The sequence below is a fragment of the Pseudoalteromonas maricaloris genome (assembly GCF_024746855.1).
Lineage (GTDB): Bacteria > Pseudomonadota > Gammaproteobacteria > Enterobacterales > Alteromonadaceae > Pseudoalteromonas > Pseudoalteromonas maricaloris.
The window spans coordinates 3,749,230-3,774,955 of sequence record NZ_CP024625.1; the positions used below are offsets into that span (position 1 = coordinate 3,749,230).

Here is a 25,726-nt window from a genome sequence, read left to right on the forward strand (position 1 = left end):
CGTGACTTTTTCATCAATCATTTTCACGCTCTTTTCTGTTTTGTTCTTTCAAGAACTCTTCATACGTCGGTGGCAAAGTAAGCTTGTCGTCCCACTTAGGAAGGATTGGCGTATCTTCAAATGGCATTAACTCGATACCATCTTCTCTTTGTTTATGCTGCTCACCACGGATAAAGTTATATTTTGAATGGCTAATCTCGTTCATACTGCGGCTATCACGTACAATAGTCGGACGGATAAAGACGAGTAAGTTACGCTTTTCCTTCTTAGTCCCTGTTGATCTAAATAGGTGACCTAACACTGGAATATCACCTAATAGTGGTACTTTAGAAACACTTTCTTGAACGGTTTCGTCAATCAGACCACCTAAGATAACCATGCCGCCATCATCAGCGATAACCGTGGTATTGATAGCACGTTTAGCCACTCGAATATCCACCGACGTCGCACCTTTCACGCTTGATACTTCTTGTTCTATCGTCAGTTGAACCGCTGTGCCATCGTTAATCTGAGGGGTTACTTTTAATTTAATACCCACTTCTTGGCGGTCCACCGTTTGGAATGGGTTTGAGTTATTGTCGTTTGCAGTAGAACCAGTCACGATCGGTACTTCTTCACCGACGATCATGGAGGCTTCTTCGTTATCCATAGTAGTAACAGACGGTGTAGCTAGAATATTTGAGTTGGTATCCGTAGTTACCGCTTGAATGATTGCCCCCCAATCATTCTTCACAATACCAGCCGCCAGACCATTTATATTTTTCAGTAGGCCTGCCAAACCGCTATAATCTCCGCGCTCGGTAGTGGTGGTATTAGATACATCATTATCGTCTGTTCCAACGATAGTTCCTTTAATCTCTCTATCACGTGCTTGTTCAGCAGCAACAGCTAGTGAACCGATCGGAACAGTGTTGCCATCATTAAACTGCAGCATACCGCCTTTTTCAGAGATCCATTGTAAGCCAAGGTTAATACCATCAGCTTCAGAAACCTCAACAACGATCGCTTCAACCAGTACTTGAGCTCGACGAATATCTAACTTTTTAATCACCTGAGTTAATGAGCGCATTGTATCTGGCTGTGCGGTAATCACCAGCGAGTTTGAGTCTTCATGCGCCTCAATACTGGTTTCATTTTTGCTACTACTGCGAGTTCTTGCTTGCTGACCTGCGGCTTGCTCTTCTTCAATTGATTTACTCACGCCTTGAAGAACCTTAACCAAATCTTCCGCTTTTGCGTAATTCAGATAGAAAACCTGAGTATTGCCTTGAGATTGTAGTTCATCATCTAAACGCTTGATGAGTTCAGCCGCGCGGCTACGGGCCTGTGATTCGCCACTAACAATGACGCTGTTGGTACGGGTATCTGACACAATTTTCGGGATAAGGAAGTCTGGTACACCGCCTTTCCCTGAGTCTTGGAAAATCTTTTCAACGACTTTAACAACATCTTCAGCAGTGGCATGCTTCAGCTTAACGATATCAACACGCTTATCGCCCGCTTGGTCAACCGTTTTGATAATATCAACAAGGCGATTAACCGAGGACGCATGTCCGGTTAGCATCATCACGTTTGCTGAATTTAGATTGGTTACGTGACCACCATCTTTTTGGTCACTGAATTGACGAATAAGTGGACCAAGCTCTTGCACACTAACGTTCTTCACGCGAACAACGCGTGTTACCATTACGTCACCATTCCCTAGCTCTTCACCAGATACCAAAGGCACGTTCGACTTTTTACCATCAGAACTACGAACTACCTTAAGCACACCGCTATCCATTTCAATAACTGAATAACCATATACTTCAAGCACGTTTAAAAAGAACTGATAATAAAGTTTTTCATCCATCAGCTCATAACTGCGAACATTGATATTTCCGCGCACGTTAGGGTCTATGATGATAGTTTTATTCAGCTTATCACTAACGATGTTAATGAATTCATTAATATCGGTACCTTTGAAGTTCGCGGCATATTCAACCGCAGAAACAGAAAGTGAAATACCAGCAGCAATCAAGAGCGTTGCATACTTAGCTAACCCTTTTTTGGTTTTTGTGAGGTGTAGCTTTTTACCCATTATTCTAAAACTCCAAAATTAGTAACTTTACAGGCTAAACTGCACATCCATCACCTGACCATCTCGCTCGATCGTGATGTTTGCATCTGTGCTCGTTCTAAGTTCATTTATAGCTGACATAGCCTGTTTCATATCCGTGAGCTGAAACCCATTAATTGCGATCGCTAAATCATTCGCTTTAAGCCCCACCTGTTCGAACAATTCAGGATCCTTTCCAGGTGAGAGGCGATAGCCAATAACTTCGCCGTTACGCTGTTCCGGAGCAATCTTAATATAATCAAATAATTTACCTGGATCGCTGAGCAATTCCTGGCGACGATTAGCTAATTCATTTCGAGGTGGGGTAGGTGAAGTTGTGCTGTTGACGATTTTCTTTGGCTTAGTTGGCATCGCCACAGTGCGACTAAACTCTATGCCATCTAACATCAGCGTTTCAAAACGCCCACTAACATCTAAAATCACACGATCAGGTAATACCCGAGCAAGCTTTGCGCGAGTGCCTGTGATTGGCGCGTCAACAGAATAGGTCTCTTGCCGCCCCTGAGATTCAATAATAGCAAGGCCTGCACCATCATCTTGGCTAACAGCCACGATGCCAGTTAGCCTAACGTTAAGCGTTGTTTCCGGTGCATCAGAAACCACGGGCTGTGGTTTGGTATCAGGCTTAGCATTTGCTTCACCAAACAAATTTTGAGCGACAATTCCTTGGCTTGTGATACCGCTACTTGATTGACTATACAGTTGTGATGCAGGGAGCAAGGGTTGAGTTTGTGGCACAGGCCATAACAACCAAAATAATTGCGAAAATAGAAACGCAACGTAAACAACCGACAGGACAACAATGATACGACTCAATTTTGCATGAGGCAAACCAAGCCAAAACTTCTGAAGCTGTTGTAACTGTAATTCCATATAATACTTTTCTTATTCTCTTGAACGCCCCAGTGTACCGCCTCGAAATTTTTTCAACAAGCGTGCATTTGTTAAACTTTTAATTAAATAGGTACACCGTAGGCCAATTAACTGAATCTAAACTTAACCTTGGAACATAGACACACATATTAGTTCATTTTTTAGGTAAAGTGCGATTAACTCACAAGTTTAGTGCCTGTCATCTACTTTGTTTGCATAACGAAATATGCTAAATTTGTTAGGTTAAATTTCACACTAGCAAATAGTTAACGAATTGTGACAAAACTCCAACAGGAAAACAACCAATCTGAACAGAAAGTTCGTATTGATAAGTGGTTATGGGCAGCTCGCTTTTACAAAACACGAGCGCTTGCTCGCGATATGGTCCAAGGTGGCAAAGTACATTACAACGGTCAACGCTGTAAACCAAGTAAAACGGTTGAAGTCGGCGCGGTAGTGAAATTAGCCCAAGGATATGAAGAGAAAGAAGTAACCATACTCAAAATCATGGAAAAGCGACAAGCGGCTCCAATTGCTCAAACTCTTTATGAAGAGTCTGAAGCAAGTATTGAAAAACGAACGCAAAACGCGTTGGCGCGCCAAAACAATAGTTTGTTTGCGCCTCGTCCTGCCACTAAGCCGGACAAGAAACAACGCCGTGAATTACTTAAATTGAAATCAAACTAGGATTTTCATTGATGCAGACTGATTTACTTCATCGTTATATTTTCGACAAGTTAGATGTACGTGGTGAGCTTGTACAAATAGAACAAACTTTTACTGACATCATTAGCGGTCACAACTACCCAGAGCCTGTGCAACAGCTATTAGGCGAGTTATTGGTTGCGACGAGTTTGCTTACCGCTACGTTAAAATTTGAAGGTGACATTGCGGTTCAGCTTCAAGGTGATGGTCCAGTAAAATATGCGGTGATCAATGGTAATCACAAACAACAGATGCGCGGCGTGGCAAGGCTGCAATCTGAGGTTTCAGGATCATCTGTACCTGAGCTCATGGGCAAAGGGTATATGGTTATCACCATTACGCCGACAAAAGGCGAACGCTATCAAGGCATAGTTCCTCTTTCTAAAGCATCACTTGCCGAATGTTTAGAAGAGTACTTCGAGCAATCAGAGCAATTGAAAACCCGTTTATGGTTCGCAACAAGCCTAGTTGGCGATAAAGTGAAAGCGGCAGGTCTGTTTTTACAAGTACTGCCTGTCAATAAAGAAAAGTCTGTTGCCGATTTCCAACATCTTGAAGCACTAAGCGACACGATTAAAGATAGAGAGCTACTAGATTTAGACGCCAATACCGTACTAACAAGACTGTATCACGAAGACAATCCTCAACTTTTTGAACCACAAGCTATCTCGTTTGTATGTGGATGTAGCCGTGAAAAAACCGAGAATGCGCTGGCCAATGTCGGACTAGAAGCCTTAATGGAAGACTTGCAAAAACACGGCGAAGTCAATATTAGCTGTCATTACTGCTTGAAAAACTACGTTTTTAACGAGCAAGATATTAAATCGTTATTTAATTAAGTTGCGCTTTAGCCCTTAATTGCAAAATGAAACCGCCATTTTTGGCGGTTTTTTAATGTCTATTGGGTGATACCGGTGTCATAAAACATACAAAAGTTATGACACCGGTATCATTGAAATTATTCAAGTTTTTTGACGTTTTTATGTAATTTTAAGCACTCTAAAGGCTCGAATATCTCAATTTCATCTGTTACTATAAATTTAGCTAAGGGCAAGAGTACCCCAGAGCTATCCCGTTCAACTCTCACTTTTTAGGTATAAACATGACTTCAAGCGCTACTCGTTTTGTCGATTTAACCGCAGCTGAACTTGTCGAACACGCTATCCGTCGTGGCGAGGGCACTTTAGCCGCAAATGGAGCTTTTGTTGCAAAAACTGGTCGTCGTACTGGACGTTCACCAAACGACCGTTTCATCGTAAAAGAATCAAGCACAGAAAATGACATCCAATGGGGTAACGTAAACCGCCCATTCGAAGGTGCTAAGTTTGATGCTTTATGGGCTCGCGTAGAAGCGCACGTTCTTGAAAATGACCACTTCGTCTCTCACTTAGAAGTCGGTGCGGATCCAGAGCACTATTTACCAGTCGTTGTAACGACTGAAACTGCTTGGCACCACATTTTCGCTAAAAACATGTTTATCGAACCTAACTCTTATAACAAAACTGATTTACCTGAATGGCAGGTGATGAACGTACCTTCTTTTGTTTGTGATCCTGAGCGTGATGGCACAAACAGCGATGGTACCGTTATCATCAACTTTGCACAGCGCAAAGTGCTAATCGCAGGTATGCATTACGCCGGTGAAATGAAGAAGTCGATGTTCTCTGTACAAAACTTCTTACTACCAGCAAAAGGCGTGCTACCTATGCACTGTAGTGCAAACGTAGGTGAAGCTGGCGACACAACGTTATTCTTTGGTCTATCAGGAACAGGTAAAACTACGCTTTCTGCGGATCCTAAGCGTTTTCTTATCGGTGATGATGAGCACGGTTGGGCGCCAGGTAGCGTATTCAACATTGAAGGCGGTTGTTATGCGAAATGTATCGACCTGTCACAAAAGAACGAGCCAGTTATTTGGGATGCAATCCGTTTTGGTACTATTTTAGAAAACGTCGTGCTAGATGAAACGCGTACTCCTGACTATACCGATTCAAGCTTAACGCAAAATACGCGTGCAGCTTACCCTCTTGAGCATGTTGAAAAGCGTAAAGTTGAAAACCGCGCGGGCGAGCCTCGTGCAGTTGTATTCTTAACTTGTGACGTGAGCGGCGTATTACCTCCAGTTTCAATCCTAAGCGAAGAAGCTGCGGCTTATCACTTCCTTAGTGGTTACACGGCGAAAGTAGGCTCAACAGAGATTGGTTCAACCTCTGATATCGAATCAACTTTCTCAACTTGTTTTGGTGCTCCTTTCTTCCCGCGTCCAGCAGGCGTGTACGCTGAGCTACTAATGAAACGCGTGCGTGAGTTTGGCGCTAAAGTTTACCTAGTAAACACAGGTTGGACTGGTGGTCCTTATGGTATTGGTAAGCGTTTTGACATTCCAACAACTCGCGCCGTGATTGATGCAATCGTAAACGATACATTAGAGGGCGTTGAGACACAGCACATTGAGGCACTAAATTTAGATGTACCAGTGGCAGTGGAAGGTGTTGATAGCAAGCTACTTAATCCGGTAAATACATGGCAAGATCAGGCTAAGTATGCGGAATATGCAGCTAAACTTGCGGCTGACTTCAAAGAAAACTTCGCTAAATACGATGTTTCTGAAGCAATCAAAGCAGCAGGTCCTCGCGGCTAAACCTAAGAAAGATTCCTTTATCAAAAGCGCCCCTTGTTTGGGCGTTTTTTTGATCTAAAAACCCACTTCAAGTGGGTTTATTGTATTACGCTAAGGCTTTTTAATCAATTACATAGCCGTTGCTCAGAAGCAAAGCGTCCTCTTTGGCCTTTATAGGTTTTATAAAGCTTAGTCTTTGAGTATGCCTCAATTCGATACTCAACAGGGTATATATAATTAAAATCAATATCATGGTATATGTAAGTCAAGATACGACATTGTGAAGTGATATTAGCGACTTCGTCCGTATCTATAATATACCGAAAGTACTGCTTAAACTCTGGAATAGACATAGATGCAGTGCCAATATCTCCATTAGCACTAATTTCGCCAAACTCACCAACTGTCACATTTTTTTCATTGGCATGTGCTTGATTGCTCATAGTTAAAGTTGCCACAAGTAAAGCAACTGCGGGTAATAGCTTATTCATACAATTTTCCTTTTATATTAAGTTAACTATCACCCAAAAGACTTACATAAATAAAACATTAAATCAGCACATTGAAAACAATAAAACGTTGCTTGGGAATTCGAACTTACTCTTCACTAGTTCACAATAGGAACTGAATTCAGCTTAGTAAATATTAAGGAAAAAGGAGATATATCATAAAGTTAAACCAGCTTAATCGGCTAAGACCTTTTGACAGACTTAGAAGCAATAACACATATCTAGCGACGGTACTTATCCTCGCCCTAACACACCAGATACTCTACTCGATAATATTTTCTTTAGTGTTAAGATAAATTGTGTAAGCGAAATAGGAATGATAACAACAAGCGCAATTCCCTTATCAAAGTCAGGATTAACACTGCAGTAAAGTGCAATCTCAGTTTTGCTGCTTTCTCTAAAGCGTGCGATTTCAGCCTCGCTGTAATTGGTTTTGCGTCCAACAGCCTTCAAACACCTTAGGCCATTATGAGGGCTTACCAAGCCACTCGGGTTAATGGTGTCATAGAGCGTTGCTATCGCACTATTTTGAGGTAAGTTATTTGGATAAACTTCGGCGATATTTTTTGCCATGGCCCTGAACATAGCAGGGCTGAGCATAGTATCTGCATATAAAAGTTTTCTACGAGGGTTACGTATATAACGTTTTAATACTTCTATAAGAGAAAACCTAAAGGTGCTGTTTTTCCCTCTAAAGTCAGGTAAAAAAGCAGCTGAAGCGCCAACAATACATACATCCTTGTTGCTATCATCAAAGGTCAATAAGCAATAGCCGACAATGTCACCACCTGATAAAAACAAACGGAGTCTACGCTTTGTGCTTTCACCTCTTTCAAAGTACAGAGCAAAGTAATGCTCAACCTCTACATTGGAAAAGCTCGTTGCAATGATGCACTTTAATTGAGCCAACTGAGCATTTGTTAAAACATTTTGGGTATAGGTCAAATCACGATATGACACCTTCTTCGATATGCTTCGCATCAATTATCCACACCCTGCGCAACTATCTGAATACTCGCGATGTTATCTCTCGATAGGATCACTGAACGATTTTTAGATTTTTCATAGAGAAAAACATAGCGTTCAGACTCCAGTATGATTTGCATATCTTGAAAGTGACGCCTTTTTTGTTGATCAAGACTAATCGAGTTAATTAAATCAAAATTGTAAAGCTTACCATTACCTTCTTTTATGCTCTCAGCGTTCCAAGAGCCCAGTAGTCCAGCGTATGCATTTGGATAAATAAGCATAGCTACAACAACTAAACTATAGAAAGGATTGAGTCGATATAAAATACGGTGGCTCAAGAGCCAACTTTTCCACCCCTTAAGCTCTTTAATCTGAGCACGCTTTCTATCGAATTTACTCACTACATAAGCCACTCCTCCTCCCACTGCAATTGCGCAAGATGTTGCAAAAAGAATATCTGGCTCTGCCAAGAATGACATCAATAAGTCGCTAAGTTCCATATATTTGATGATCTCGATAGAAAAAGCATTGAATAAAGAAGTAAGATACACGAAGCCTGCCAAATTTAGTGTCAGATATCCCAAAGTAATAAGAACACCAGGTTGTTCATAAATAAATTTTGCGGTCTTTTTACTTACTTCATCGAACCAAGCGTAATATTCAGCGTCATTGGTAATTTTTTTCATTTCCCTCCCCCTGAAGCCGAGAGTGTAGTAATGCTACCTAAATTCGCATCGGGAATGGCCACCGCCTTTTTTGTTTCAGGGTGATATATAAAAGTATATCGTGAAGTCGACAACACAATTACAACTGAAGGAATTGTCATTACTTGTTCGCCAAACCAATCTATCGGATAACTTAAATAAATATCAGTGTTTCCACGCTGTAAAGCCTTTACGTCTCTTACAGCACTTTTTGCTGCGAAATCAGCCGCATATGTAGACAAAATAAGCGTAGTAATAATCGTTGTGGAAAGTGGAAAATTATAGAGTGGCTGGTTAACTATATAGTTCAACTTATCAACGCCAAGAAACTTAACCTGAACAAGCTTTTTATCTTGCCTGATTATCGTGAGTAAGCTGAAGACAACGAAAGTAAATGCCGGTAGAAATAAAAAATTAGTCATGATCACGGTTAAAAAGTCACTTATCCCTATGTGCTTCAGTGCAGAAAACCCAAACGAATTAAGCAAACGAGCAACATAAAACAGAGCGATACCACTGACGGCCAGATAGAGCATAAAGGGAATGAGCGTTGGGTGGAGTTTGGCAAACTTTTTGACAGCGACAATACGCCTCAAAACAGGGATCAATCGTGCGCTGGATACTTCTATAGCCACAATAGCATTCCTTACTATTACTTAACGGCCCGGAAAAACCAGTGTTATACCTCAAGCCGTTAAAGTTTATTAATTGTTATTTTCCTCAAGTTTACCACGGTAAGCTGGCAAAGAAACCTCCGCGATCAGACCACCGCCATCTCGATTTCGTAGTCTTACTTTACCGCCGTGTGTGGTCACGATACGTTTGATAATGGCAAGCCCTAAGCCACTTCCCTCACTCCCTCTAGCCTGATCTCCCTGTTTAAATGGCTCGAATACAGACTCCAACTCTGACTCAGGAATACCTGGCCCTCTGTCCATTACTTTTACGATAACAGCACGGTGCTTGGGGCTGTACTCTGTCGTCACCTCAATATCTTGTTCAGAATAACGGATCGCATTTTCAATCATATTAGTGAACACCCGCTTTAACGCAACAGCATTCATCATCACCGCAGGTAAGTATTCCTCTGCTTGCAAGTGAATTGGTCGCTGATGCTGCTGCTCTGCATGAACGACTTCTTCAATAACCGTGTTAACGTCATCTGCCGACATTTCTGCACCGTTGTGATGACGGAGATATTCGATGAATTGGTCTATAATCGCATTCATATCTTCAATATCGTCGATTATTCCCTCGCGCAGGTAGTCTTCTTCATCCGACATCATTTCAGTTGCTAGACGAATTCGGGTTAAGGGTGTACGTAAATCGTGTGAAACACCAGCCATTAACAGTCGCCTATCACTTTCTAGGTCTGCGATCCCCTTAGACATTTTATTAAATGCCCGAGTCACCTCTATGACTTCAGTAGAACCTTCTTCGACAAGACGTGTTGAAAAATCCCCGACGCCTACTCGACTAGCTGCAATTTGTAGCGATTTTAGCGGTTTGTTGAGATGCCTAGCAAAAAGCCACCCCCCTAACACACTTAAAAAACCAATACTGGAGAGGTAAAAAACTAAAAACTCCATTTTTGTTTCACTGAGTCCGCTAAGCGGTACTCTTACCCAATACCCTGGCGCTTGCGGTGCTTCGACCCAATAAACAACCGGATCTCCTTGGCTTATCCTGACTCGCGCGGAACCATTAAGCTGATCCGACATACTACGAGACAGCAATGTATATTCTTTGGCCTGCCCCAGCCCATTTACATAGGCCTCTCTTTGCGTCATCACCTCAATACCCGTTATCTCGAAGAATTTGCGAGATACACTGTTATCAACTTCAACACCATTCTCCCAATCAATGAAAACCGTTTTAACCTGCTTAGCAAGCATCAGGTTCACTTGTTCAAAAGTTGGTTTGAAGACGTATAAGGTAACGGTAATGTAAGACACGACTTGATTTATCAATAGTAACGCGCCGACAAAGAAGACGGTTTGCCCGAATGCACTACGAGGTAACATGCTGGCTACTTCACGCCGTCAGGCACAAATACGTACCCAAGACCCCACACCGTTTGTATATAGCGAGGATTAGAGGCGTCATCTTCAATCATACGACGCAAGCGCGAAACCTGAACGTCAATGCTACGCTCAAGTGCGCTATAATCACGCCCTCTAGCAAGGTTCATTAACTTATCTCGACTAAGCGGCTCTCGAGGGTGACTCACCAGTGCTTTAAGTACCGCAAACTCACCTGAGGTAAGTGAAATCGTCGCTTCCCCATGTTGCATCTCTCGCGTCGCTAAATTAAGGGTAAAGTTACCAAAGCTCACTTCATTTTCTTCTGCCGCAGGCGCACCTGGTACTTCTTTGGCACGACGACGAAGAATGGCTTTTATTCGCGCCAACAGTTCTCTTGGGTTGAAGGGTTTTGGAATGTAATCATCCGCGCCAAGCTCAAGACCAATAATACGGTCAACTTCGTCACCTTTCGCCGTCAACATGACAATTGGGATCTCATTCTCTTTTTGTCTTAAACGACGACAGATGGAAAGGCCATCTTCTCCAGGAAGCATCAAGTCTAACACCATCAAGTGAAAGTTTTCGCGTTCAAGTAGTCTATCCATTTGTTCAGAATTGGCTGCGCTGCGGACGATAAATCCCTGCTCTACGAGATAACGCTCTAAAAGACTGCGCAAACGCATATCGTCGTCAACTACGAGCACTTTGGTGGTTTCATTTCCCATTTATATTTCTTCTATTTATTAATTTACTAAAGCTTGCTGATCTGCGACATTTCGTGCACAAATCATCATCCTGTTCATTTAACGCTCATGGCGATAATGGACCATGATATTATTATGCTTAAATATAATTGAATTTGGTGCTTTTCGACACCATACATTGATACTAGATTGTTACCGAACATTACAAGGGTTTAACCCAAAATACCTGAGAAACATGAAAACGAATTTGATCACGCCCGAAGGATACCGCCAACTGCAGCAAGAACATGACCACCTGTGGTTTGAAAAGCGCCCAGAGATCACCAAAATTGTGAATTGGGCAGCGAGTTTAGGCGATCGCTCCGAAAATGCCGACTACACCTTCAATAAACGTTTATTAAGGCAAATAGATAGACGGGTACGCTTTTTGCGAAAGCGTATGCCCGAACTGAAAGTCGTGGAATATAGTCCCGAACAAGAAGGTAAAGTATTTTTTGGCGCTTGGGTAGAAGTAGAAAGCGAAGAAGGCGAGGTTCGTGCATTTCGAATTGTTGGACCTGATGAAATATACGAACGCAATGACTACATCTCCATCGATGCGCCAATGGCTAGGGCTTTACTAAGCAAACAAGTCGATGATGAAATTACAGTCACCACACCGCATGGCCGAAGACTTTGGTATATCAACCAAATCGAATATCGCAGAAACACCGAACAATGATAACATTGAGCTAAATTTTGTTTGCCAAAGATGAGTATTGTCTAGGCAACACAGACCGATTAAGAAGAGTATAAGGATTTTGCATGAGCAATATCACACAACGTTTAGCAACGGAGCTTAACGCCAGAGAACAGCAAGTTAATGCTGCTATTAGTTTGCTAGACGAAGGGGCAACCGTTCCATTTATTGCACGTTACCGTAAAGAGGTAACGGGTGGCTTAGATGACACTCAACTGCGTTTGCTTGAGCAAAGGTTAGGTTACTTACGAGAGCTTGATGAACGTCGCGAGTTTATTTTAAAAACCATCGATGAACAGGGTAAACTCACTGCCGAGTTAAATGCAGAAATACAAGCCGCTGACAGCAAAACCGTACTCGAAGATTTATATCTCCCATACAAACCAAAGCGCAGAACAAAAGGCCAAATCGCGATAGAAGCAGGTTTGGAACCCCTAGCGGACGCTTTATTTGCAGATCCAACGTTAGACCCAGAACAACAAGCGACTCCTTTCATTAATGAGAGCAAAGGCGTTGCAGACAGCAAAGCGGCTTTAGATGGCGCTAAATTTATTCTCATGGAGCGTTTTGCAGAAGACGCAAAGCTACTTGCTAAACTCCGTGCACACCTTAAAGACAACGCGCAAATCGAAGCAAGAGTCATTGCGGGTAAAGAAGAAGCAGGAAGCAAATACCGTGACTACTTTGAACATAATGAGCTGCTAAATAAAATTCCATCACACCGCGCGCTGGCGATGCTAAGAGCACGTAACGAAGGCTTTTTGCAGTTATCTATCAACCCAGAACCAAGCGCAGAGGACCCTGCTCAATTTTGTGCACAGATCATTGCTGATCATTACCGCCTAGCCGTCTCTGGTAAAGCTGCCAGTGATTGGTTAATGGGTGTGGTCCAGTGGGCATGGAAGATTAAAATCGCCCTGCACTTGGAAAACGAATTCTTAGGGTCAATGCGTGAAAAGTCAGAGCTAGACGCTATCGAAGTTTTCGCGAAAAACCTAAAAGATCTGCTGATGGCTGCGCCTGCTGGTGCAAAAGTGACAATGGGTATCGATCCGGGGTTACGTACCGGGTGTAAAGTCGCCATTGTCGATGCCACAGGCAAACTGATTGCAACCAGCACTATCCACCCTCATGCCCCTCAAAACCAGTGGGATAAGTCGCTGAAGACACTAGAGCAAATGTGCCGCCAATACAAAGTTGAGCTTATTGCTATCGGTAACGGAACCGCGTCTCGCGAAACCGACAAACTGGCCGCAGAACTGCTAAAAAGCGCTACCGAATTAAAGCTCAATAAAATCATGGTGAGTGAAGCTGGCGCATCGGTGTACTCAGCCTCTGAATTTGCCGCAAACGAATTTCCAGATCTTGATGTATCTCTACGTGGTGCAGTTTCTATCGCAAGAAGATTACAAGATCCGTTAGCAGAACTTGTGAAAATCGAACCTAAATCAATCGGTGTTGGCCAATATCAGCATGATGTTTCTCAAAGCCAGTTAGGACAAACACTAACGGCTGTGGTCGAAGACTGCGTAAACTCAGTAGGTGTCGATGTGAACACGGCATCGATACCATTATTAACGCGCGTCTCGGGTTTGAATAAAACATTAGCCAGCAATATCGTAAAATACCGCGACGAAAATGGCTCTTTTACGGATCGCAAGGCGCTTAAAAAAGTTGAGCGATTAGGACCTAAAGCATTTGAACAAGCAGCTGGTTTCTTACGTATCGCCAATGGCGACGATCCACTGGATGCATCAGCAGTGCACCCTGAAGCTTACCCTGTTGTCAAAGCGATTTGTAAAAAGCAAAATCTAGAAGTGAATACCCTTATCGGTAATCGCGAAGTCTTGAATGGCCTTGTGGCAAACGACTATGTAGATGATAAGTTTGGGGTACCAACGGTCACTGATATTATCAAAGAGTTAGATAAGCCAGGCCGAGATCCTCGCCCAGAATTTAAAACAGCGCAGTTTAAAGCTGGTGTTGAGACAATCACAGATCTTAAAGTCGGTATGATTTTAGAAGGTGTGGTCTCTAATGTTGCCAATTTTGGGGCTTTTGTGGATGTAGGTGTACATCAAGATGGACTTGTTCACATTTCAGCACTCACGGATAAGTTTATTTCCGATCCGCGTGAAGTCGTTAAAGCGGGAGATATCGTTAAGGTCAAAGTGATTGAGGTTGATGTGCCTCGTAAACGCATTAGCTTTACCATGCGCCTAAACGATGAAATATCTCAAGCTCCAGCGCAAAAACAAAACGCGAAGCCGCACAAAGGGAAAGCGGCGCCTAAGTCTTCTAAGCCAAAGTCACGAGATGCAGGTAACGCCGCGATGGGTAATGCGTTTGCTGAAGCCTTCGCAAAGCTGAAGAAGTAATTTCAACAGTGCAACGAACAAAGAAAAGCGCGGCCTTGGTCGCGCTTTTCGTTTGTCGGGGGTTTTAACTCGTTTTCACTGCAATGACCCGCGGAGGAGAAGGCCAATACCTACGGTTAAATTTGCACTGATAGCGATGCGGGTTGATTAGGCATCGCTACATGTTGATAAAAATTTGAGATCCTGAGCGATCTTGCTTGGATTTCAGGGTCGGCTTCAATTGGCATCGCAACAGCATAAGGATCTGCATCCTGCTTAAGCTTGGCTTGCTCTTCTTCACTCTCTGCTTTTGCCTGCTCACCACTCAAGCGGCGAGTTTGAATGTTTTGCACCCGCTTGCTATCACTTTGTTCTTCACCACTGATAGAAGCTTTTGCCAACTCAGCCTGCGCCGCCGAGAGTTTTTGAGTCGCATCTGCTGCGATGGCTCTGTCAGCGCCAGATGGTTCTGCTGGTGCTAACGCTGCCGCTCTCACCGTTTGCATTTTTTCAATCGTGCCCTGCGGATCACCTTCAAGCGGCGCAACGTCGATCATCACCTCACCGCCAATAGCGTAGTTATTACCATCAGGACCGCGCAGATATTCATAACTCGGTGATCCGGCATATTGCCCGCCTACTCTGGCATGAGCCTGCTCATGTAATCTTACTTCTCTATCTCGAGATTTTAATTCTTGAACGACCTGCTCATCTTGCTCTGTTTGTTGCTGCTCTTGTTCATTCTTTTCTTTTTCTTGGCCTTCGCCTTTTTCACCTTGCTCTTTGCCTTGAATGGTTTTGCTTTGCTCTGTTTTACCATCAGAACCGTAAACTTTTGCATCGTCTACGTTAGAAGAGCGGCCTTTTTCAGAATCGGAAAGGTTGCGGTTTTCGGTAAATGAGGGATTAGTTGGTGCAGGTTTTGGGATCGCTTCACGCAGCTGATTATCGCGTACAACCGTTTCGGTGTACACGTTGGCAGTGTTTAAATTCATCGCCGGTGGTGGCGTTACTATGTTCATTACACTTTAATATCAATCAACGTACCTAGCACTTCATCTGCAGTGCGAATAGTTTGCACATTGGCTTTCGCGTTAAACTCTTCAACTTTTAAGGCTACCACTGATTCGGTCAAGCTTGGGGTTTCGCTCACAGGAGCCGTCACAGCTTCACCGGCACTAGCACCTTGCAACTGCCGCCCAGATGCACGTTCAGAATCACTTTGTTGATCGATGGCAGCGCGGTTAATATCAGCACTTGCTTGGGCAATCCCCTGAGCAGCGCGGTTATAACCGTCAATTCCATTATTTAACACATCACCTATTGGCATATTCGCACCTAGATAAACCTTTTCTTACTGACTAATTATTGCGCAAAATATCAACAAAGAAAAGTAAAAGCGGCAATTTTTTGCCGCTTTATTATTCCAAATATCTAAATAATTGATTTAAGGAGTGATAAAAAGGCTTCTTTATGAGAGATAAAAGGCGCATGAGAGGCCTTTGCAAGCGTATGAGCCTTAAAATTTGGATTGAGTACCTGCATTTTCTCTACAGCCACTTGTGGCACAAGAGAGTCTAAACGGCCGAATATGCCTATTGTGGGGAGCTGCAGCCGTGAAAATTCATCACGTAAGTCCTGCGATTTCAATATCTCCAGTCCACCAGCTAGTGCTTTCGCCTCCGCTTCCGGCAGTGTGCCTAGTAGCGCTTTAAGTTGTTTGATGTCTTCTCTGGCGTGTTCACTGCCCATCGCTTGAATAGCTAAAAACCTTTCTATCGTCTTTGCGCTATTGGTTTGCAGTTGAGTCTCAAAGTTGTTTAGCACCTTAGGGGCTATTCCGGGCCAATCAGCTTGCTCACAAAAAAATGGCGTTGAAGCGACCAAAATAACCTTGCTAACTTTGTCTGGAAAATGAGCAGCTAAATACAATGCAAATAAGCCCCCCAAAGACCAGCCTATCAACACGCTTTGTGGCATCAGCTGCTCAGCAATAAGTAAAGCATTACGCTCAAGAGAATAATCACCCTCGGCGCTTGGTGTGCCACCAAATCCAGGAAGATTGACCGCTTTAATTGCTGTTGTAGGTGCTAAGGCTTCCTCGCATAACTGCCACACCGCTTTGTTCATCCCCCAACCATGGAGCAGCACAACTTCATTTTGCATTTATCTGTTCTCTATACCAAACTTGACGCCATGATAGCTAACCCGGGATGGAAAGCAATGATCCAACTTAATCGGTTATTACCTAAAAAGTGGTGTCAGCCTTGTGTATGCTGTGAACAACGCACAACAGAAGCCTTGCTTTGTCCACACTGCTTACAAGCGTGCTTAGACTTTATGGATCAAGAGATTAATCTACTTAATTACCCCAATATCCAACGTATGGTTAGCCTTGAAGACTGCGATGGGTTAACCGTGGCGAGTTGGTACCGTACGCCTATAAACACATGGTTGCAAGGAGTAAAGTTTAACCATAGCAAAGCGTATCAATGTGCCTTGAACCTGCTGGCTCAAACACTATGGCAGCGCTTCAGTGAAGAGGATGCTTTCCCCGTAGACCTTGTTTGTTGTATGCCACTACACCGAAGACGGTTAATCCGACGAGGTTACAATCAAGTTGAGCAAGTTTGGCAAGGGCTACCACTCACCCAGACAATACTGAAAAGAACAAAGCACACCAAGCCGCAATCTGAGCTGACCAAGGCTAAACGAAAACGTAACTTAAACAATGCCTTTGCGCTCAACCAATCTGTTGAGGGGAAAAATATCGTATTACTTGAGGATGTGATCACAACGGGCGCGACCATGAATGCAGCGGCAAAAGTGTGTAAACAAAACGGGGCGAAAATGGTGTGGGCGATGGCTATCAGCCTCACACCATTCGACGCTTAAAAGCGTATTATTTGCTTGATATCACGACAATAGATATCAATCAAATCGCTAAAAGTCTCACTGCACAGATAAGCTGTTCTGGACCTTATATGCCGTGTGCAAAGAACAGCGCGTTATTTAGCAGTCGGCTAGAACCGAACCAAAAGCCACGAAATACCGGGTTGTCAGTCATTCCTACAGCCACTCCACGTCCAGACTTTGACGCAATCAAGACAGAAGAACCTGCGATCTGTTCAACGTTAATATTATCAGCATACCCTGCCAATAAAGGCTTTTTAGTATACGTCAACGACTCGATAAATGGCTTATTAATACGATGCATCACCCAAGTGCTATTTTTAAAGACAGGTAATTCCCGGTTCTCAAAGCCAAAAGATAAAGGATGGCTTAAATCCAAACGCGCATCAAAAATTGCGCCGGCAATCCGCTGTTTTGCCGAAAGGCTATCTTGATCTGCAAAGGTGAGATTTTTGCTGTCAAACTGGGCTCGCATTTCTTTGCTTGAAACCATTTCAGCGTCTAGTAGCTGCTGTTCGATTAGCCACTGCGCACCACGCTTTTGCCCCCAAATCACACCGCCTTTAGCAACCCAACTCAAGAGCTTGGCTTTGCTCTTGTCACTTAAATCTCCATATTTACCATCAGCCAATAAAATGTGGGTATAGCGCGTAAGATCGAGTTTCTCGATATGCTGCTTTTCCACAATTGACGGGGCAAGTTTTAAATGCCTATCCAAATGATACCAAAGCTCACCCGCTTCATATTGACTTACACCCGCACCACCTATGATGAGGACTTCTGGCTTTTGCAGCTGCAGCATTTGTCTTGACCCAAAATCGACGCCACTTTGGGTCATGCCTGTAGTCACACTATATACTGGAAGTGAAAGCTCTCTGGCGATTGTTTCAAGCTGAGTAAACCAGTCCGCTTGCTGCTGAATACCACTTGCTATCACCAGTGTCCCGGCCTGAAAGTCATGAGAGCCTGAGGTGGTTGATGCTGAAAATGGTGACATTGCAGCTGCTACTTTCACTCCAGCCTGTAAGAGGCGATTTGCTAATTGTGGCGCTAGGTAATGATGCCACTCTATGGTGTAGGCATAACTTCCTGCAACGGGAGCCAATAGATTTGAGTCAGTGCTCGATTCACCTTGAAGCTTTAAACCCCAGCCACTTTTTACTGCGGCAAAATCTAAATCATAAGCATACGGCATCGTCCAACCTGAAACATCGTAGAACGTGTTGTCCTTAAAATGCGTCTGTGTGCTAAATAGTGCTTTTATCAAGCGATATTGCGGCTGGGCCAGTGGAATGTATAAATCCCCTTGCTGATATTCGGTGTTATCAACTTCTTTGGCTTTTGAGAGGTATTTCACCTCTATCTGATGCTGCTTCAATAAATCCACAAACGCTTGAAAACGGTAGTTATCTTTGCCGCGAGCAACAACGTAACCGTTGATTTCATCTTTACTCGCAAGCTCGTTCACTTGTTGATAAAACTGCTGCTGATAATCAAGTAAAGCGCGTCGATGCGTCGTGCTGGCTTGAAATGTCGAGAGACTCGTCGTGACCTGATTTTTAATCGTTTCAGGAAAACTCAACACGCCATACTGAGTTTCTTGTGCATGCCCTCTACTACTCGCTTGTTCGAATAAAATGCCAACCGCACCATTTACGTCGGGGTACGTAGAACCTTTGCCATAATAAAAGTCATCAAAACTCTCTTGAGTAAAATATAACTCCCCTTGCGCATCAAGAGCTTTGGCATGAAACTTACCAATCTCGTTGGTTAGCGCTACGTTTTGTAATGGGGTAATTGGGTGAGTCCTTGATGGGATCCCTGGTTGGAAAAAATACGTACTATTTGGTCCCATTTCATGAAAATCGGTCAGTACGTTAGGTTTCCAACGATGGAACGCTTTGATACGTGCTTTTGACTCAGGATGCTGTAGTAGTAACCAATCACGATTGAGGTCAAACCAATAATGGTTAGTGCGACTAGAAGGCCAAGACTCATTATGCTCACGATGTGCAGGGTCGGTTGATAGAGACATGCTCTTATTGGCGTTTGCCCATGTAGCAAAACGTGATAAGCCATCAGGGTTCAAAGCTGGATCTAACAATATCACCGCATTATCAAGGAGCTGCGTAACTGACTCGCCCTGCGCCGCAGCTAAATAATATGCCATGAGTACCGCGGCATTGCTTCCTGAAGACTCATTACCGTGCACGCTATAGCCCATCCACATCACAACAGGCTGGTCTGAACGGTTTTGGCTACTGCTCAATGAAGCAATATGATCTTGCTGAATACGTGCCAAGTTTTGTTGGTTTTGTGGCGAGCTCGCTTTTAGGAGTAACAAAGGACGTCGCTCATGGCTAAACCCGATTGTTTCGACACTCAACCTTGGGCTTTCACTTGCAAGGGTATGTAGATAATTAACGATTTGATCGTGGCGCAAATGCCACTGCCCAACTTCATATCCAAATGCTTGTTTTGGCGTAGTTATTGTGGGATCAAATTTTACTTCATCGCCAAAATAATAGGCAATGGGCTTGGCCTGCAAGCTAAAGCTCAACAGCACGATAATACAGCTTATTAACCGCATGATAATGTCCTTTAATTCCGATTACTTTTCAAGCTAACAAGCGCACCGCCGATTGCCAAATTTTTACGCCGAACACTAGCGACAACACGACGAGGAGAGTATGATACGTATTAACCGAGTAATTTAGTCAAGTATAGAGCGAATTATGATCCATATTTCAGATTCTGCCCAAAGCCATTTCGCGAAACTATTAGCCGATCAGGCTGAAGGCACTAATATTAGAGTTTTCGTGGTTAATCCAGGCACCTCTCAAGCTGAGTGTGGCGTGTCATATTGCCCAGCAGATGCCGTTGAACAAAGCGATATCCGCTTACCGTTTAATGGTTTTGAAGCCATCGTTGATGAAGAAAGCGCACCATTTTTAGAAGAAGCCGATATCGACTTCGTTACCGATAAAATGGGGAGTCAGTTGACGCTTAAGGCACCAAATGCCAAAGCTAAACGATTACGTGACGATGCGAGCCTAGCTGAGCGCGTAGAGCACATGCTTGTGACAGAAGTAAATCCACAACTGGCCAATCACGGTGGTCAAGTTAGCCTAGTAGAAATTACCGCAGATGGTATTGCTGTACTTCAATTCGGCGGTGGTTGTAACGGCTGCTCAATGATTGATGTCACATTAAAAGAAGGCATCGAAAAAGAGATGATCGCTAAGTTTGAAGAAATCAACGGCGTACGTGACATCACGGAGCACGCTCGCGGCGAACACTCTTACTATTAATGAGCAAAACCCTCATTTATCGCTTAGGGTCTCACCCTAGGCGAAGCCTCAAGTTCTTCCTTTTTGGCCTTGTTATTGTGTTACTCGCTGGTGCTTTTATCGCACTGGGTTACTATCAAGATCATCGCTTTCAAATCGCAGGTTTGGTGCTTTTACTTCCTGGTTTGTGCTGTGCCTTTTACGGTTATATTGGTATTTTTGCTAATCGCTTTTCTCAAGTGATAGAAGCCAGAGAAAAACGCCGCCAAACTCTAAAAGATAACGACCCATTTGCTTAACATAGCCCCATTATTCGAGTAAGGCGACCTCTCGAGTGAGCTGGTGATATTTATATGCTAAGGTTAATCCACGCAACCCCATAAAACAACTCATCGCAAGCCAGAGTGCATGGTTACCGAGTGGCAATGCAATCAAAAACGGCAAGAAGAAACCGAATACCGCAGAAACTAACATGCTGTTTCGCATTTCTTTAGCACGAGTAAGCCCAACAAAGATGCCGTCAAACAAAAAGCAACTCATGGCAATCAAAGGTAATAGCACCAACCAAGGTAAGTAAGTACCTGCCAATGTTATCACTTCGGGGATATTGGTTAATAAGCTGATGATCCAGCCACCAGCTAGATAAAAAATAGCGCTGTATAAAAGCGCAAATGCAGCCCCCCAAAACAGGCTTACTTTTACCCATAATTGCAATTGCCCCAACGAGCCTTGTCCTTTTGCTCTGCCGACCTTAGCCTCCGCAGCGTAAGCGATGCCGTCCATCGCAAAACTAACTAACATCAAAAAATTAAGTAATACGGCGTTAGCCGCTAGCGTGATCTCACCAAGCCTTGCGCCATAAAAAGTCATGAAACTAAAGCAGAGTTGTAAGATCAAGGAGCGAATAAAAATATCACGATTCAAGGTGAGTAAACTGAGCCACTCGGCGCGCTTTGGTAGAGTGAATTTCAACGCAATACCGTGACGCCTTGCGACCAATACGCTCAAAAACAAGGATAAGCCTAATGCCGAATAGTCTGCAATCAGTGAAGCCCAAGCTGCGCCTGCTACTCCCCACTCAAATCCGACAACAAATAAAATGTCCAAAGCTATATTCACTATGTTTGTGAACAACACCAGATAGAATGGCCCTCGCCCGTAATGCATCCCAAGCATAAAGCCCAGCAGCACAAGATTTAACATTGCTGCAGGCGCACTAAATACACGGATTTGAAAATATAATTTTGCTTGCTCAAATACTTCACTAGAAGCATTTGAAAGCTGAGCAATAACTTGGATCAGCAGAGGAGATAACACAATCAAACTCACGGCAAAGAGCAGCGCAATGAGCATACTGGTATATAGTGAACGTGTTAGCTTGTCATGGTCTTGCTGGCCGCTTGATTGAGCTATCACTCCTGTTGTACTCATTCGCAGAAAACTTGCAAGCCAAAATAGTACCGAGATAGCGCTAGAGCCAAGCGCAATCCCAGCCAAAAAATGCGCATCCCCCATATGACCAATTACTGCCGTATCGACTAATCCTAACAGTGGCACCGTAATATTTGATAGTATCATCGGACCTGCAAGTAGTAAGAGGCTCAGATGTTGCGCTTTATGGCATTTAAGAAATTGATACAACATATTATTTTTGGTTTGGCCCTATTCTCAGCAAATAGTTGGAGTGCGGTTATCTTACAGTATCATCACGTGAGTGAGAAACTCCCAGCGGTCACCAGCGTGAGTGAAGAAACCTTTAAATCTCATCTTAACCACATTAAAGAACATGGTTTTTCGGTGATACCTTTACCACAGTTGTTAGATAGCCTGAAGTCCGGTAAGTCTCTACCAGAAAAAACGTTAGCTATCACCTTTGATGATGGCTATGAAAACAATATCACTGCGGCGGCCCCGATCCTGGAATCTTTTGGCTTTCCCTATACTATTTTCGTCAACCCTCAACTTATTGACGAAAAGAAAAGCTATGTCATGACGTGGGATGAACTGAGAGCATTAGCAAAACGTGGAGCTATTATCGCAAATCATAGTGCTAAGCACGATTACCTCCACCTCAAACTAAAAGATGAAACAGCGGCGCAGTGGCGTGCGCGTGTTGAGCACGATATCAGATGGTCACAGCAGCGAATTAAAGAAGAGATTGGCCACGATTACCCCTACCTCGCATACCCGTACGGCGAATTTAATCATGAATTACAAAAGCTAGTAGCAGAGCTTGGACTTATTGGTATTGGGCAACACTCTGGTGCGGTTGGTATTTCTTCAGATTTTACACGTATCGCTCGCTTTCCCGCATCGGGAAACTACAGCAACTTAGAAACATTAAAAACTAAGCTCGAGACCAAAGCCTTCTCTCTACAAAAATTAGAGTACCTTGATAGCGTCACGAACAATAAAACCCCAGCAATCACGTTGCATTTTAACAATAAGGATTTTCATCAGAGTCAATTTGCATGCTACGTTTCAGGTGTTGGGCAAGCTGAGCTGACGTGGCTATCAGAAACCAGCGTACGTATCCAAACCCCGAAAGCGCTATCCATAGGACGGTCACGATATAACTGTACTGCACCTTCAATCAAAGACACAGGACGATATTATTGGTTTTCACAACCTTGGGTTATTGAAAAATAACAGCTTTGGGTAGGAGCAAATTAGCTCCTATCCTTACTTTTTAACCGCGCTCAGCATGGTTTCAGTCACTTTACTCAAAGGTACTAGGCTTTGCACTGCACCAAGCTCGTACGCAGCTCTAGGCATTCCCCATACCACACAGCTAAGTTCATCTTGTGCAAATGTTTTAGCACCTGCAGCTTTCAAAGCTAGCATTGCTTTTGCTCCATCACTGCCCATTCCCGTGAGCATAGCAGCACAAACATGCTTACCCATTGGCACAAGGGAGTTAAATAACACTTCAACGGAAGGTTTATGACGATTAACAGGCTCAGTATCATCTAATCGGCAGACATATCCGGTTGCTGTGTGTGCCACCTTAAGATGTTTGTCTCCCGGTGCTATGAATACATGACCTGGTAATAAAACATCTCCCTCTTCCGCTTCTTTGACTGATACCGCACAGGTGCGATCCATTCTTTGTGCGAATGAGGTACTGAAAACTGGTGGGATATGTTGCGTGATAACAACAGGAGGCGCGTGTGTTGGTAATCGCATAAGCACCTCTCTGATAGCTTCAGTTCCCCCTGTTGAGGCGCCTATGGCTAAAATAGTATTACGCGAAAATGTATAATTACGGCCAATTTCTAATTCGCTTTCCTGTTTTGGTGCTTTAAAAGCCCTCACTCGTGCACCTGCCGCTACTCTAATCTTCTTAACCAGTAAATCAGAATAGGACATTAAGGTATCAGCAACATTGCTGGTGGGCTTAGAAATAAAATCAACTGCACCTAACTCTAGTGCTTCTATCGTGGCGGGTGATCCCTCTTGGGTCAACGTAGAGATCATCACAACAGGCATAGGCCTTAAACGCATTAAGTTTTTAAGAAAATTAATGCCATTCATTTTTGGCATTTCTATATCCAAAGTTAATACGTCAGGTGAAGTAGACTTAATGAGCTCTCTAGCTTCATAAGGGTCTTCCGCGGTGCCAACGACTTTAATACCATCCGCCTGACCTAAAATTTCTTTTAACAACCCACGAATTAACGGCGAGTCGTCAACAATCAGAACTTTGATCATATTTCACACCTAAAATAGCTCAATATCCGTTTTATTGTCTTGAGCCTCAATGTCATGTAAGTAACGCACTTCACGTTGTTCAATTGTGTTATTGTGCATGGTTCGTAACTTTTTCACTTGCGCTTTGCCACTTTGAGGATGAAAGATAACTTTTCTTGGCCAGGGGCCGCCTACATCTTGTGAAATTAAATTCAAACTTTCCTCTTCCACATAAGCTTGAGCAAACCTGATGTTCCCTTCCCCAATATCAGTCATTGCGCTAATAATTTTTCCACCGCCAAAAAGTTTGATTTTTAAATTGCTTCTAGACGCCCCATTTTTGAGTACTTCATTTATCAGATACTCCATCGCCCAGTTACCATAACGACAATTTAGGTCATCCGCATGTACTTCTTTTAGTGCCTTCGCTCCGGGTAACATAAAGTGATTCATGCCACCAATCCCCAGCTTCTCGTCATATACACAGGCGGCAATACAGGAACCTAGTACAGTCGAAATCAATTCGTCCTGCTTGGATACATAAAATTCCCCCGGAAGTACTTTTGCGACGACCTTGGCACGCCCTGAATCCCAAAAGCGTTTTACATGCTCGAAGCCTCTGAGAACAGGTCTAAACTCTCTCATTCAACTGGCCTTTTTGATAAATGGTTTTACCTAGATTTTTAAATTCTAGGTGCTCTTTTCCCATCGTTTCGGAGTGTCCGATAAGTAAGTAACCATTGGGAACTAACATGTCATGATATTGCTCAAATAGTTTATCTTTGGTTTCTTTATCAAAATAAATCAAAACATTACGACAGAAAATAACATCAAAAGGTCCTTTCATTGGCCATGGTTCTAGAAGATTAAGTCGTTTAAAATGGATGAAAGATTGCAATTTAGGCTTCACTTTATACATTGCTCCATCAGCACTTCTAAGAAACCATTTTTTGAGCTTATCTTCATCTAAACCCGTGACGTTGTTTGCCGTATATTCTCCGAGACTCGCTTTGCCCAAAACGTTGGAATCTAAATCTGTTGCCAGCACTTTGACATCCCAACCATTTGGGAAAGCATTCGCAATGGTCATCGCAATACTATAAGGTTCTTCACCTGTCGAGCATCCAGCAGACCAGATCCGAACTCTTCTGTCGTGTTTGTGTCGGGCAATAATTTCAGGAACTATTCTTTTCGTTAAGAACTCGAAGTGATGATTTTCTCGAAAGAAAGAAGTTAAGTTAGTTGTTATTGCATTAATAAAATGGCTAAACTCAACATCTTGATTTTCTTCCAAAAAAGATAAATACGCCTCAAATGAATTTAGCCCGTTGGCTCTTATGCGTCTTGCCAACCTTGAGTAAACCATTTCCCTTTTATGCGGCCCGAGTACTATGCCGCATGTGTCATAGACCCGAGCCGAAATTTCGGAAAAATCCTTATCGGTCAACAGAAACTCTCGCATCGTCGTATTCCTTCAGCCAACCCCCACTAAGGAATTGATCTATTACCT

25 protein-coding genes are annotated in these 25,726 nt (G+C 43.3%); 9 read left to right on the forward strand and 16 right to left on the reverse strand.

Annotation, left to right across the window (positions count from 1 at the left end):
• Positions 1-13: 13 nt before the first annotated feature.
• Both gspD and gspC read right to left on the reverse strand, forming a co-directional pair.
• Positions 14-2,080: a type II secretion system secretin GspD gene (gene gspD / locus CTT31_RS16690; protein WP_039490902.1), complete on the reverse strand. Its 2,067-nt coding sequence runs from the start codon at positions 2,078-2,080 to the stop codon at positions 14-16.
• 27 nt (positions 2,081-2,107) lie between these two features.
• Positions 2,108-2,992, reverse strand: a complete 885-nt coding sequence (gene gspC / locus CTT31_RS16695) for a type II secretion system protein GspC (protein WP_039490900.1) — start codon at positions 2,990-2,992, stop codon at positions 2,108-2,110.
• A gap of 276 nt (positions 2,993-3,268) precedes the next feature.
• Between gspC and hslR the strand changes: the two genes are divergently transcribed.
• The 3 genes from hslR (at position 3,269) to CTT31_RS16710 (ending at position 6,338) form a co-directional block, all read left to right on the forward strand.
• On the forward strand, positions 3,269-3,679 hold the full coding sequence (gene hslR, locus CTT31_RS16700) for a ribosome-associated heat shock protein Hsp15 (RefSeq protein WP_010378496.1): 411 nt from the start codon (positions 3,269-3,271) through the stop codon (positions 3,677-3,679).
• 11 nt (positions 3,680-3,690) lie between these two features.
• Positions 3,691-4,536, forward strand: a complete 846-nt coding sequence (hslO, locus tag CTT31_RS16705) for an Hsp33 family molecular chaperone HslO (protein WP_039490898.1) — start codon at positions 3,691-3,693, stop codon at positions 4,534-4,536.
• Between the two features lie 263 nt (positions 4,537-4,799).
• Positions 4,800-6,338 carry a phosphoenolpyruvate carboxykinase gene (locus CTT31_RS16710; protein WP_010378491.1) on the forward strand — a complete coding sequence of 513 codons (1,539 nt, stop codon included), beginning with the start codon at positions 4,800-4,802 and terminating at the stop codon, positions 6,336-6,338.
• Between the two features lie 104 nt (positions 6,339-6,442).
• On the opposite strand, the gene CTT31_RS16715 is transcribed toward CTT31_RS16710, so the two are convergent.
• The 6 genes from CTT31_RS16715 to ompR all read right to left on the reverse strand — a co-directional run bounded on the left by CTT31_RS16715 (position 6,443) and on the right by ompR (position 11,248).
• Positions 6,443-6,808 (reverse strand): hypothetical protein, encoded by a 366-nt coding sequence (locus tag CTT31_RS16715; protein WP_260491610.1) that lies wholly within the window; start codon positions 6,806-6,808, stop codon positions 6,443-6,445.
• Positions 6,809-7,060: 252 nt separating this feature from the next.
• Entirely contained in the window at positions 7,061-7,807 is a 747-nt protein-coding gene (locus CTT31_RS16720; RefSeq protein WP_249122425.1) for a hypothetical protein, read from the reverse strand.
• Complete coding sequence (locus tag CTT31_RS16725; protein WP_211858780.1) at positions 7,807-8,481, reverse strand: hypothetical protein; 675 nt, start codon at positions 8,479-8,481, stop codon at positions 7,807-7,809. Before CTT31_RS16725 ends, CTT31_RS16720 begins: the two co-directional genes overlap by 1 nt.
• Positions 8,478-9,134, reverse strand: a complete 657-nt coding sequence (locus CTT31_RS16730) for a hypothetical protein (protein ID WP_017219443.1) — start codon at positions 9,132-9,134, stop codon at positions 8,478-8,480. The genes CTT31_RS16725 and CTT31_RS16730 overlap by 4 nt, the downstream gene beginning before the upstream one ends.
• Before the next feature lie 69 nt (positions 9,135-9,203).
• Positions 9,204-10,523 carry a two-component system sensor histidine kinase EnvZ gene (gene envZ, locus CTT31_RS16735; protein ID WP_017219444.1) on the reverse strand — a complete coding sequence of 440 codons (1,320 nt, stop codon included), beginning with the start codon at positions 10,521-10,523 and terminating at the stop codon, positions 9,204-9,206.
• Between the two features lie 5 nt (positions 10,524-10,528).
• Positions 10,529-11,248 (reverse strand): osmolarity response regulator transcription factor OmpR, encoded by a 720-nt coding sequence (gene ompR / locus CTT31_RS16740; RefSeq protein WP_010378483.1) that lies wholly within the window; start codon positions 11,246-11,248, stop codon positions 10,529-10,531.
• A 214-nt stretch (positions 11,249-11,462) separates the two neighbouring features.
• On the opposite strand from ompR, the gene greB reads away from it, so the two are divergent.
• The gene (gene greB, locus CTT31_RS16745; protein ID WP_010378480.1) at positions 11,463-11,948 is read left to right on the forward strand and encodes a transcription elongation factor GreB; all 486 of its coding nucleotides are present in this window, start codon (positions 11,463-11,465) and stop codon (positions 11,946-11,948) included.
• Between the two features lie 83 nt (positions 11,949-12,031).
• Positions 12,032-14,344: a Tex family protein gene (locus tag CTT31_RS16750; protein WP_039490887.1), complete on the forward strand. Its 2,313-nt coding sequence runs from the start codon at positions 12,032-12,034 to the stop codon at positions 14,342-14,344.
• Between the two features lie 116 nt (positions 14,345-14,460).
• Here the strand turns inward: CTT31_RS16750 and CTT31_RS16755 are convergent, their stop codons facing one another.
• From CTT31_RS16755 to bioH, 3 genes are all read right to left on the reverse strand, one after another.
• Entirely contained in the window at positions 14,461-15,345 is an 885-nt protein-coding gene (locus CTT31_RS16755) for a putative metalloprotease CJM1_0395 family protein (RefSeq protein WP_260491611.1), read from the reverse strand.
• A complete protein-coding gene (locus tag CTT31_RS16760) occupies positions 15,345-15,653 on the reverse strand; it encodes a hypothetical protein (protein ID WP_010378475.1) in 309 nt (102 codons plus the stop codon). The genes CTT31_RS16755 and CTT31_RS16760 overlap by 1 nt, the downstream gene beginning before the upstream one ends.
• Before the next feature lie 104 nt (positions 15,654-15,757).
• Positions 15,758-16,489, reverse strand: a complete 732-nt coding sequence (gene bioH, locus CTT31_RS16765) for a pimeloyl-ACP methyl ester esterase BioH (RefSeq protein ID WP_211858783.1) — start codon at positions 16,487-16,489, stop codon at positions 15,758-15,760.
• 57 nt (positions 16,490-16,546) lie between these two features.
• Between bioH and CTT31_RS16770 the strand changes: the two genes are divergently transcribed.
• On the forward strand, positions 16,547-17,218 hold the full coding sequence (locus CTT31_RS16770; RefSeq protein ID WP_039490882.1) for a ComF family protein: 672 nt from the start codon (positions 16,547-16,549) through the stop codon (positions 17,216-17,218).
• A gap of 85 nt (positions 17,219-17,303) precedes the next feature.
• Here CTT31_RS16770 and CTT31_RS16775 read toward each other — a convergent pair whose 3' ends face one another.
• Positions 17,304-19,826, reverse strand: a complete 2,523-nt coding sequence (locus CTT31_RS16775; protein ID WP_260491612.1) for a M14 metallopeptidase family protein — start codon at positions 19,824-19,826, stop codon at positions 17,304-17,306.
• A 145-nt stretch (positions 19,827-19,971) separates the two neighbouring features.
• On the opposite strand from CTT31_RS16775, the gene nfuA reads away from it, so the two are divergent.
• Positions 19,972-20,547 carry a Fe-S biogenesis protein NfuA gene (gene nfuA, locus CTT31_RS16780; RefSeq protein WP_010378467.1) on the forward strand — a complete coding sequence of 192 codons (576 nt, stop codon included), beginning with the start codon at positions 19,972-19,974 and terminating at the stop codon, positions 20,545-20,547.
• Complete coding sequence (locus CTT31_RS16785; RefSeq protein ID WP_211858785.1) at positions 20,547-20,825, forward strand: hypothetical protein; 279 nt, start codon at positions 20,547-20,549, stop codon at positions 20,823-20,825. The genes nfuA and CTT31_RS16785 overlap by 1 nt, the downstream gene beginning before the upstream one ends.
• Positions 20,826-20,835: 10 nt before the next feature.
• Here CTT31_RS16785 and CTT31_RS16790 read toward each other — a convergent pair whose 3' ends face one another.
• Positions 20,836-22,104: an MATE family efflux transporter gene (locus tag CTT31_RS16790; RefSeq protein ID WP_260491613.1), complete on the reverse strand. Its 1,269-nt coding sequence runs from the start codon at positions 22,102-22,104 to the stop codon at positions 20,836-20,838.
• 27 nt (positions 22,105-22,131) lie between these two features.
• Between CTT31_RS16790 and CTT31_RS16795 the strand changes: the two genes are divergently transcribed.
• The gene (locus CTT31_RS16795; protein ID WP_211858787.1) at positions 22,132-23,175 is read left to right on the forward strand and encodes a polysaccharide deacetylase family protein; all 1,044 of its coding nucleotides are present in this window, start codon (positions 22,132-22,134) and stop codon (positions 23,173-23,175) included.
• A gap of 33 nt (positions 23,176-23,208) precedes the next feature.
• Here CTT31_RS16795 and CTT31_RS16800 read toward each other — a convergent pair whose 3' ends face one another.
• Genes CTT31_RS16800 through CTT31_RS16810 form a run of 3 tightly spaced genes read right to left on the reverse strand, consistent with a single transcriptional unit; the run spans position 23,209 to position 25,678 of the window.
• A complete protein-coding gene (locus CTT31_RS16800; RefSeq protein WP_039490870.1) occupies positions 23,209-24,237 on the reverse strand; it encodes a protein-glutamate methylesterase/protein-glutamine glutaminase in 1,029 nt (342 codons plus the stop codon).
• Between the two features lie 9 nt (positions 24,238-24,246).
• Positions 24,247-24,861 (reverse strand): chemoreceptor glutamine deamidase CheD, encoded by a 615-nt coding sequence (gene cheD, locus CTT31_RS16805; protein WP_039490868.1) that lies wholly within the window; start codon positions 24,859-24,861, stop codon positions 24,247-24,249.
• The gene (locus CTT31_RS16810) at positions 24,848-25,678 is read right to left on the reverse strand and encodes a CheR family methyltransferase (protein WP_017219455.1); all 831 of its coding nucleotides are present in this window, start codon (positions 25,676-25,678) and stop codon (positions 24,848-24,850) included. Before CTT31_RS16810 ends, cheD begins: the two co-directional genes overlap by 14 nt.
• Between the last annotated feature and the right edge of the window lie 48 nt (positions 25,679-25,726).

What these genes read in the sequence shown, in the direction of transcription:
- gspD (WP_039490902.1), bottom strand. Translation starts at nt 2,080, where the DNA reads ATGGGTAAAAAGCTACACCTCACAAAAACCAAAAAAGGGTTAGCTAAG.
- gspC (WP_039490900.1), bottom strand. Translation starts at nt 2,992, where the DNA reads ATGGAATTACAGTTACAACAGCTTCAGAAGTTTTGGCTTGGTTTGCCT.
- hslO (WP_039490898.1), top strand. Translation starts at nt 3,691, where the DNA reads ATGCAGACTGATTTACTTCATCGTTATATTTTCGACAAGTTAGATGTA.
- CTT31_RS16710 (WP_010378491.1), top strand. Translation starts at nt 4,800, where the DNA reads ATGACTTCAAGCGCTACTCGTTTTGTCGATTTAACCGCAGCTGAACTT.
- CTT31_RS16715 (WP_260491610.1), bottom strand. Translation starts at nt 6,808, where the DNA reads ATGAATAAGCTATTACCCGCAGTTGCTTTACTTGTGGCAACTTTAACT.
- CTT31_RS16720 (WP_249122425.1), bottom strand. Translation starts at nt 7,807, where the DNA reads ATGCGAAGCATATCGAAGAAGGTGTCATATCGTGATTTGACCTATACC.
- CTT31_RS16725 (WP_211858780.1), bottom strand. Translation starts at nt 8,481, where the DNA reads ATGAAAAAAATTACCAATGACGCTGAATATTACGCTTGGTTCGATGAA.
- envZ (WP_017219444.1), bottom strand. Translation starts at nt 10,523, where the DNA reads ATGTTACCTCGTAGTGCATTCGGGCAAACCGTCTTCTTTGTCGGCGCG.
- ompR (WP_010378483.1), bottom strand. Translation starts at nt 11,248, where the DNA reads ATGGGAAATGAAACCACCAAAGTGCTCGTAGTTGACGACGATATGCGT.
- greB (WP_010378480.1), top strand. Translation starts at nt 11,463, where the DNA reads ATGAAAACGAATTTGATCACGCCCGAAGGATACCGCCAACTGCAGCAA.
- CTT31_RS16750 (WP_039490887.1), top strand. Translation starts at nt 12,032, where the DNA reads ATGAGCAATATCACACAACGTTTAGCAACGGAGCTTAACGCCAGAGAA.
- CTT31_RS16755 (WP_260491611.1), bottom strand. Translation starts at nt 15,345, where the DNA reads ATGAACATAGTAACGCCACCACCGGCGATGAATTTAAACACTGCCAAC.
- CTT31_RS16760 (WP_010378475.1), bottom strand. Translation starts at nt 15,653, where the DNA reads ATGCCAATAGGTGATGTGTTAAATAATGGAATTGACGGTTATAACCGC.
- bioH (WP_211858783.1), bottom strand. Translation starts at nt 16,489, where the DNA reads ATGCAAAATGAAGTTGTGCTGCTCCATGGTTGGGGGATGAACAAAGCG.
- CTT31_RS16770 (WP_039490882.1), top strand. Translation starts at nt 16,547, where the DNA reads ATGATCCAACTTAATCGGTTATTACCTAAAAAGTGGTGTCAGCCTTGT.
- CTT31_RS16775 (WP_260491612.1), bottom strand. Translation starts at nt 19,826, where the DNA reads ATGCGGTTAATAAGCTGTATTATCGTGCTGTTGAGCTTTAGCTTGCAG.
- nfuA (WP_010378467.1), top strand. Translation starts at nt 19,972, where the DNA reads ATGATCCATATTTCAGATTCTGCCCAAAGCCATTTCGCGAAACTATTA.
- CTT31_RS16785 (WP_211858785.1), top strand. Translation starts at nt 20,547, where the DNA reads ATGAGCAAAACCCTCATTTATCGCTTAGGGTCTCACCCTAGGCGAAGC.
- CTT31_RS16790 (WP_260491613.1), bottom strand. Translation starts at nt 22,104, where the DNA reads ATGATACTATCAAATATTACGGTGCCACTGTTAGGATTAGTCGATACG.
- CTT31_RS16795 (WP_211858787.1), top strand. Translation starts at nt 22,132, where the DNA reads ATGTTGCGCTTTATGGCATTTAAGAAATTGATACAACATATTATTTTT.
- CTT31_RS16800 (WP_039490870.1), bottom strand. Translation starts at nt 24,237, where the DNA reads ATGATCAAAGTTCTGATTGTTGACGACTCGCCGTTAATTCGTGGGTTG.
- cheD (WP_039490868.1), bottom strand. Translation starts at nt 24,861, where the DNA reads ATGAGAGAGTTTAGACCTGTTCTCAGAGGCTTCGAGCATGTAAAACGC.
- CTT31_RS16810 (WP_017219455.1), bottom strand. Translation starts at nt 25,678, where the DNA reads ATGCGAGAGTTTCTGTTGACCGATAAGGATTTTTCCGAAATTTCGGCT.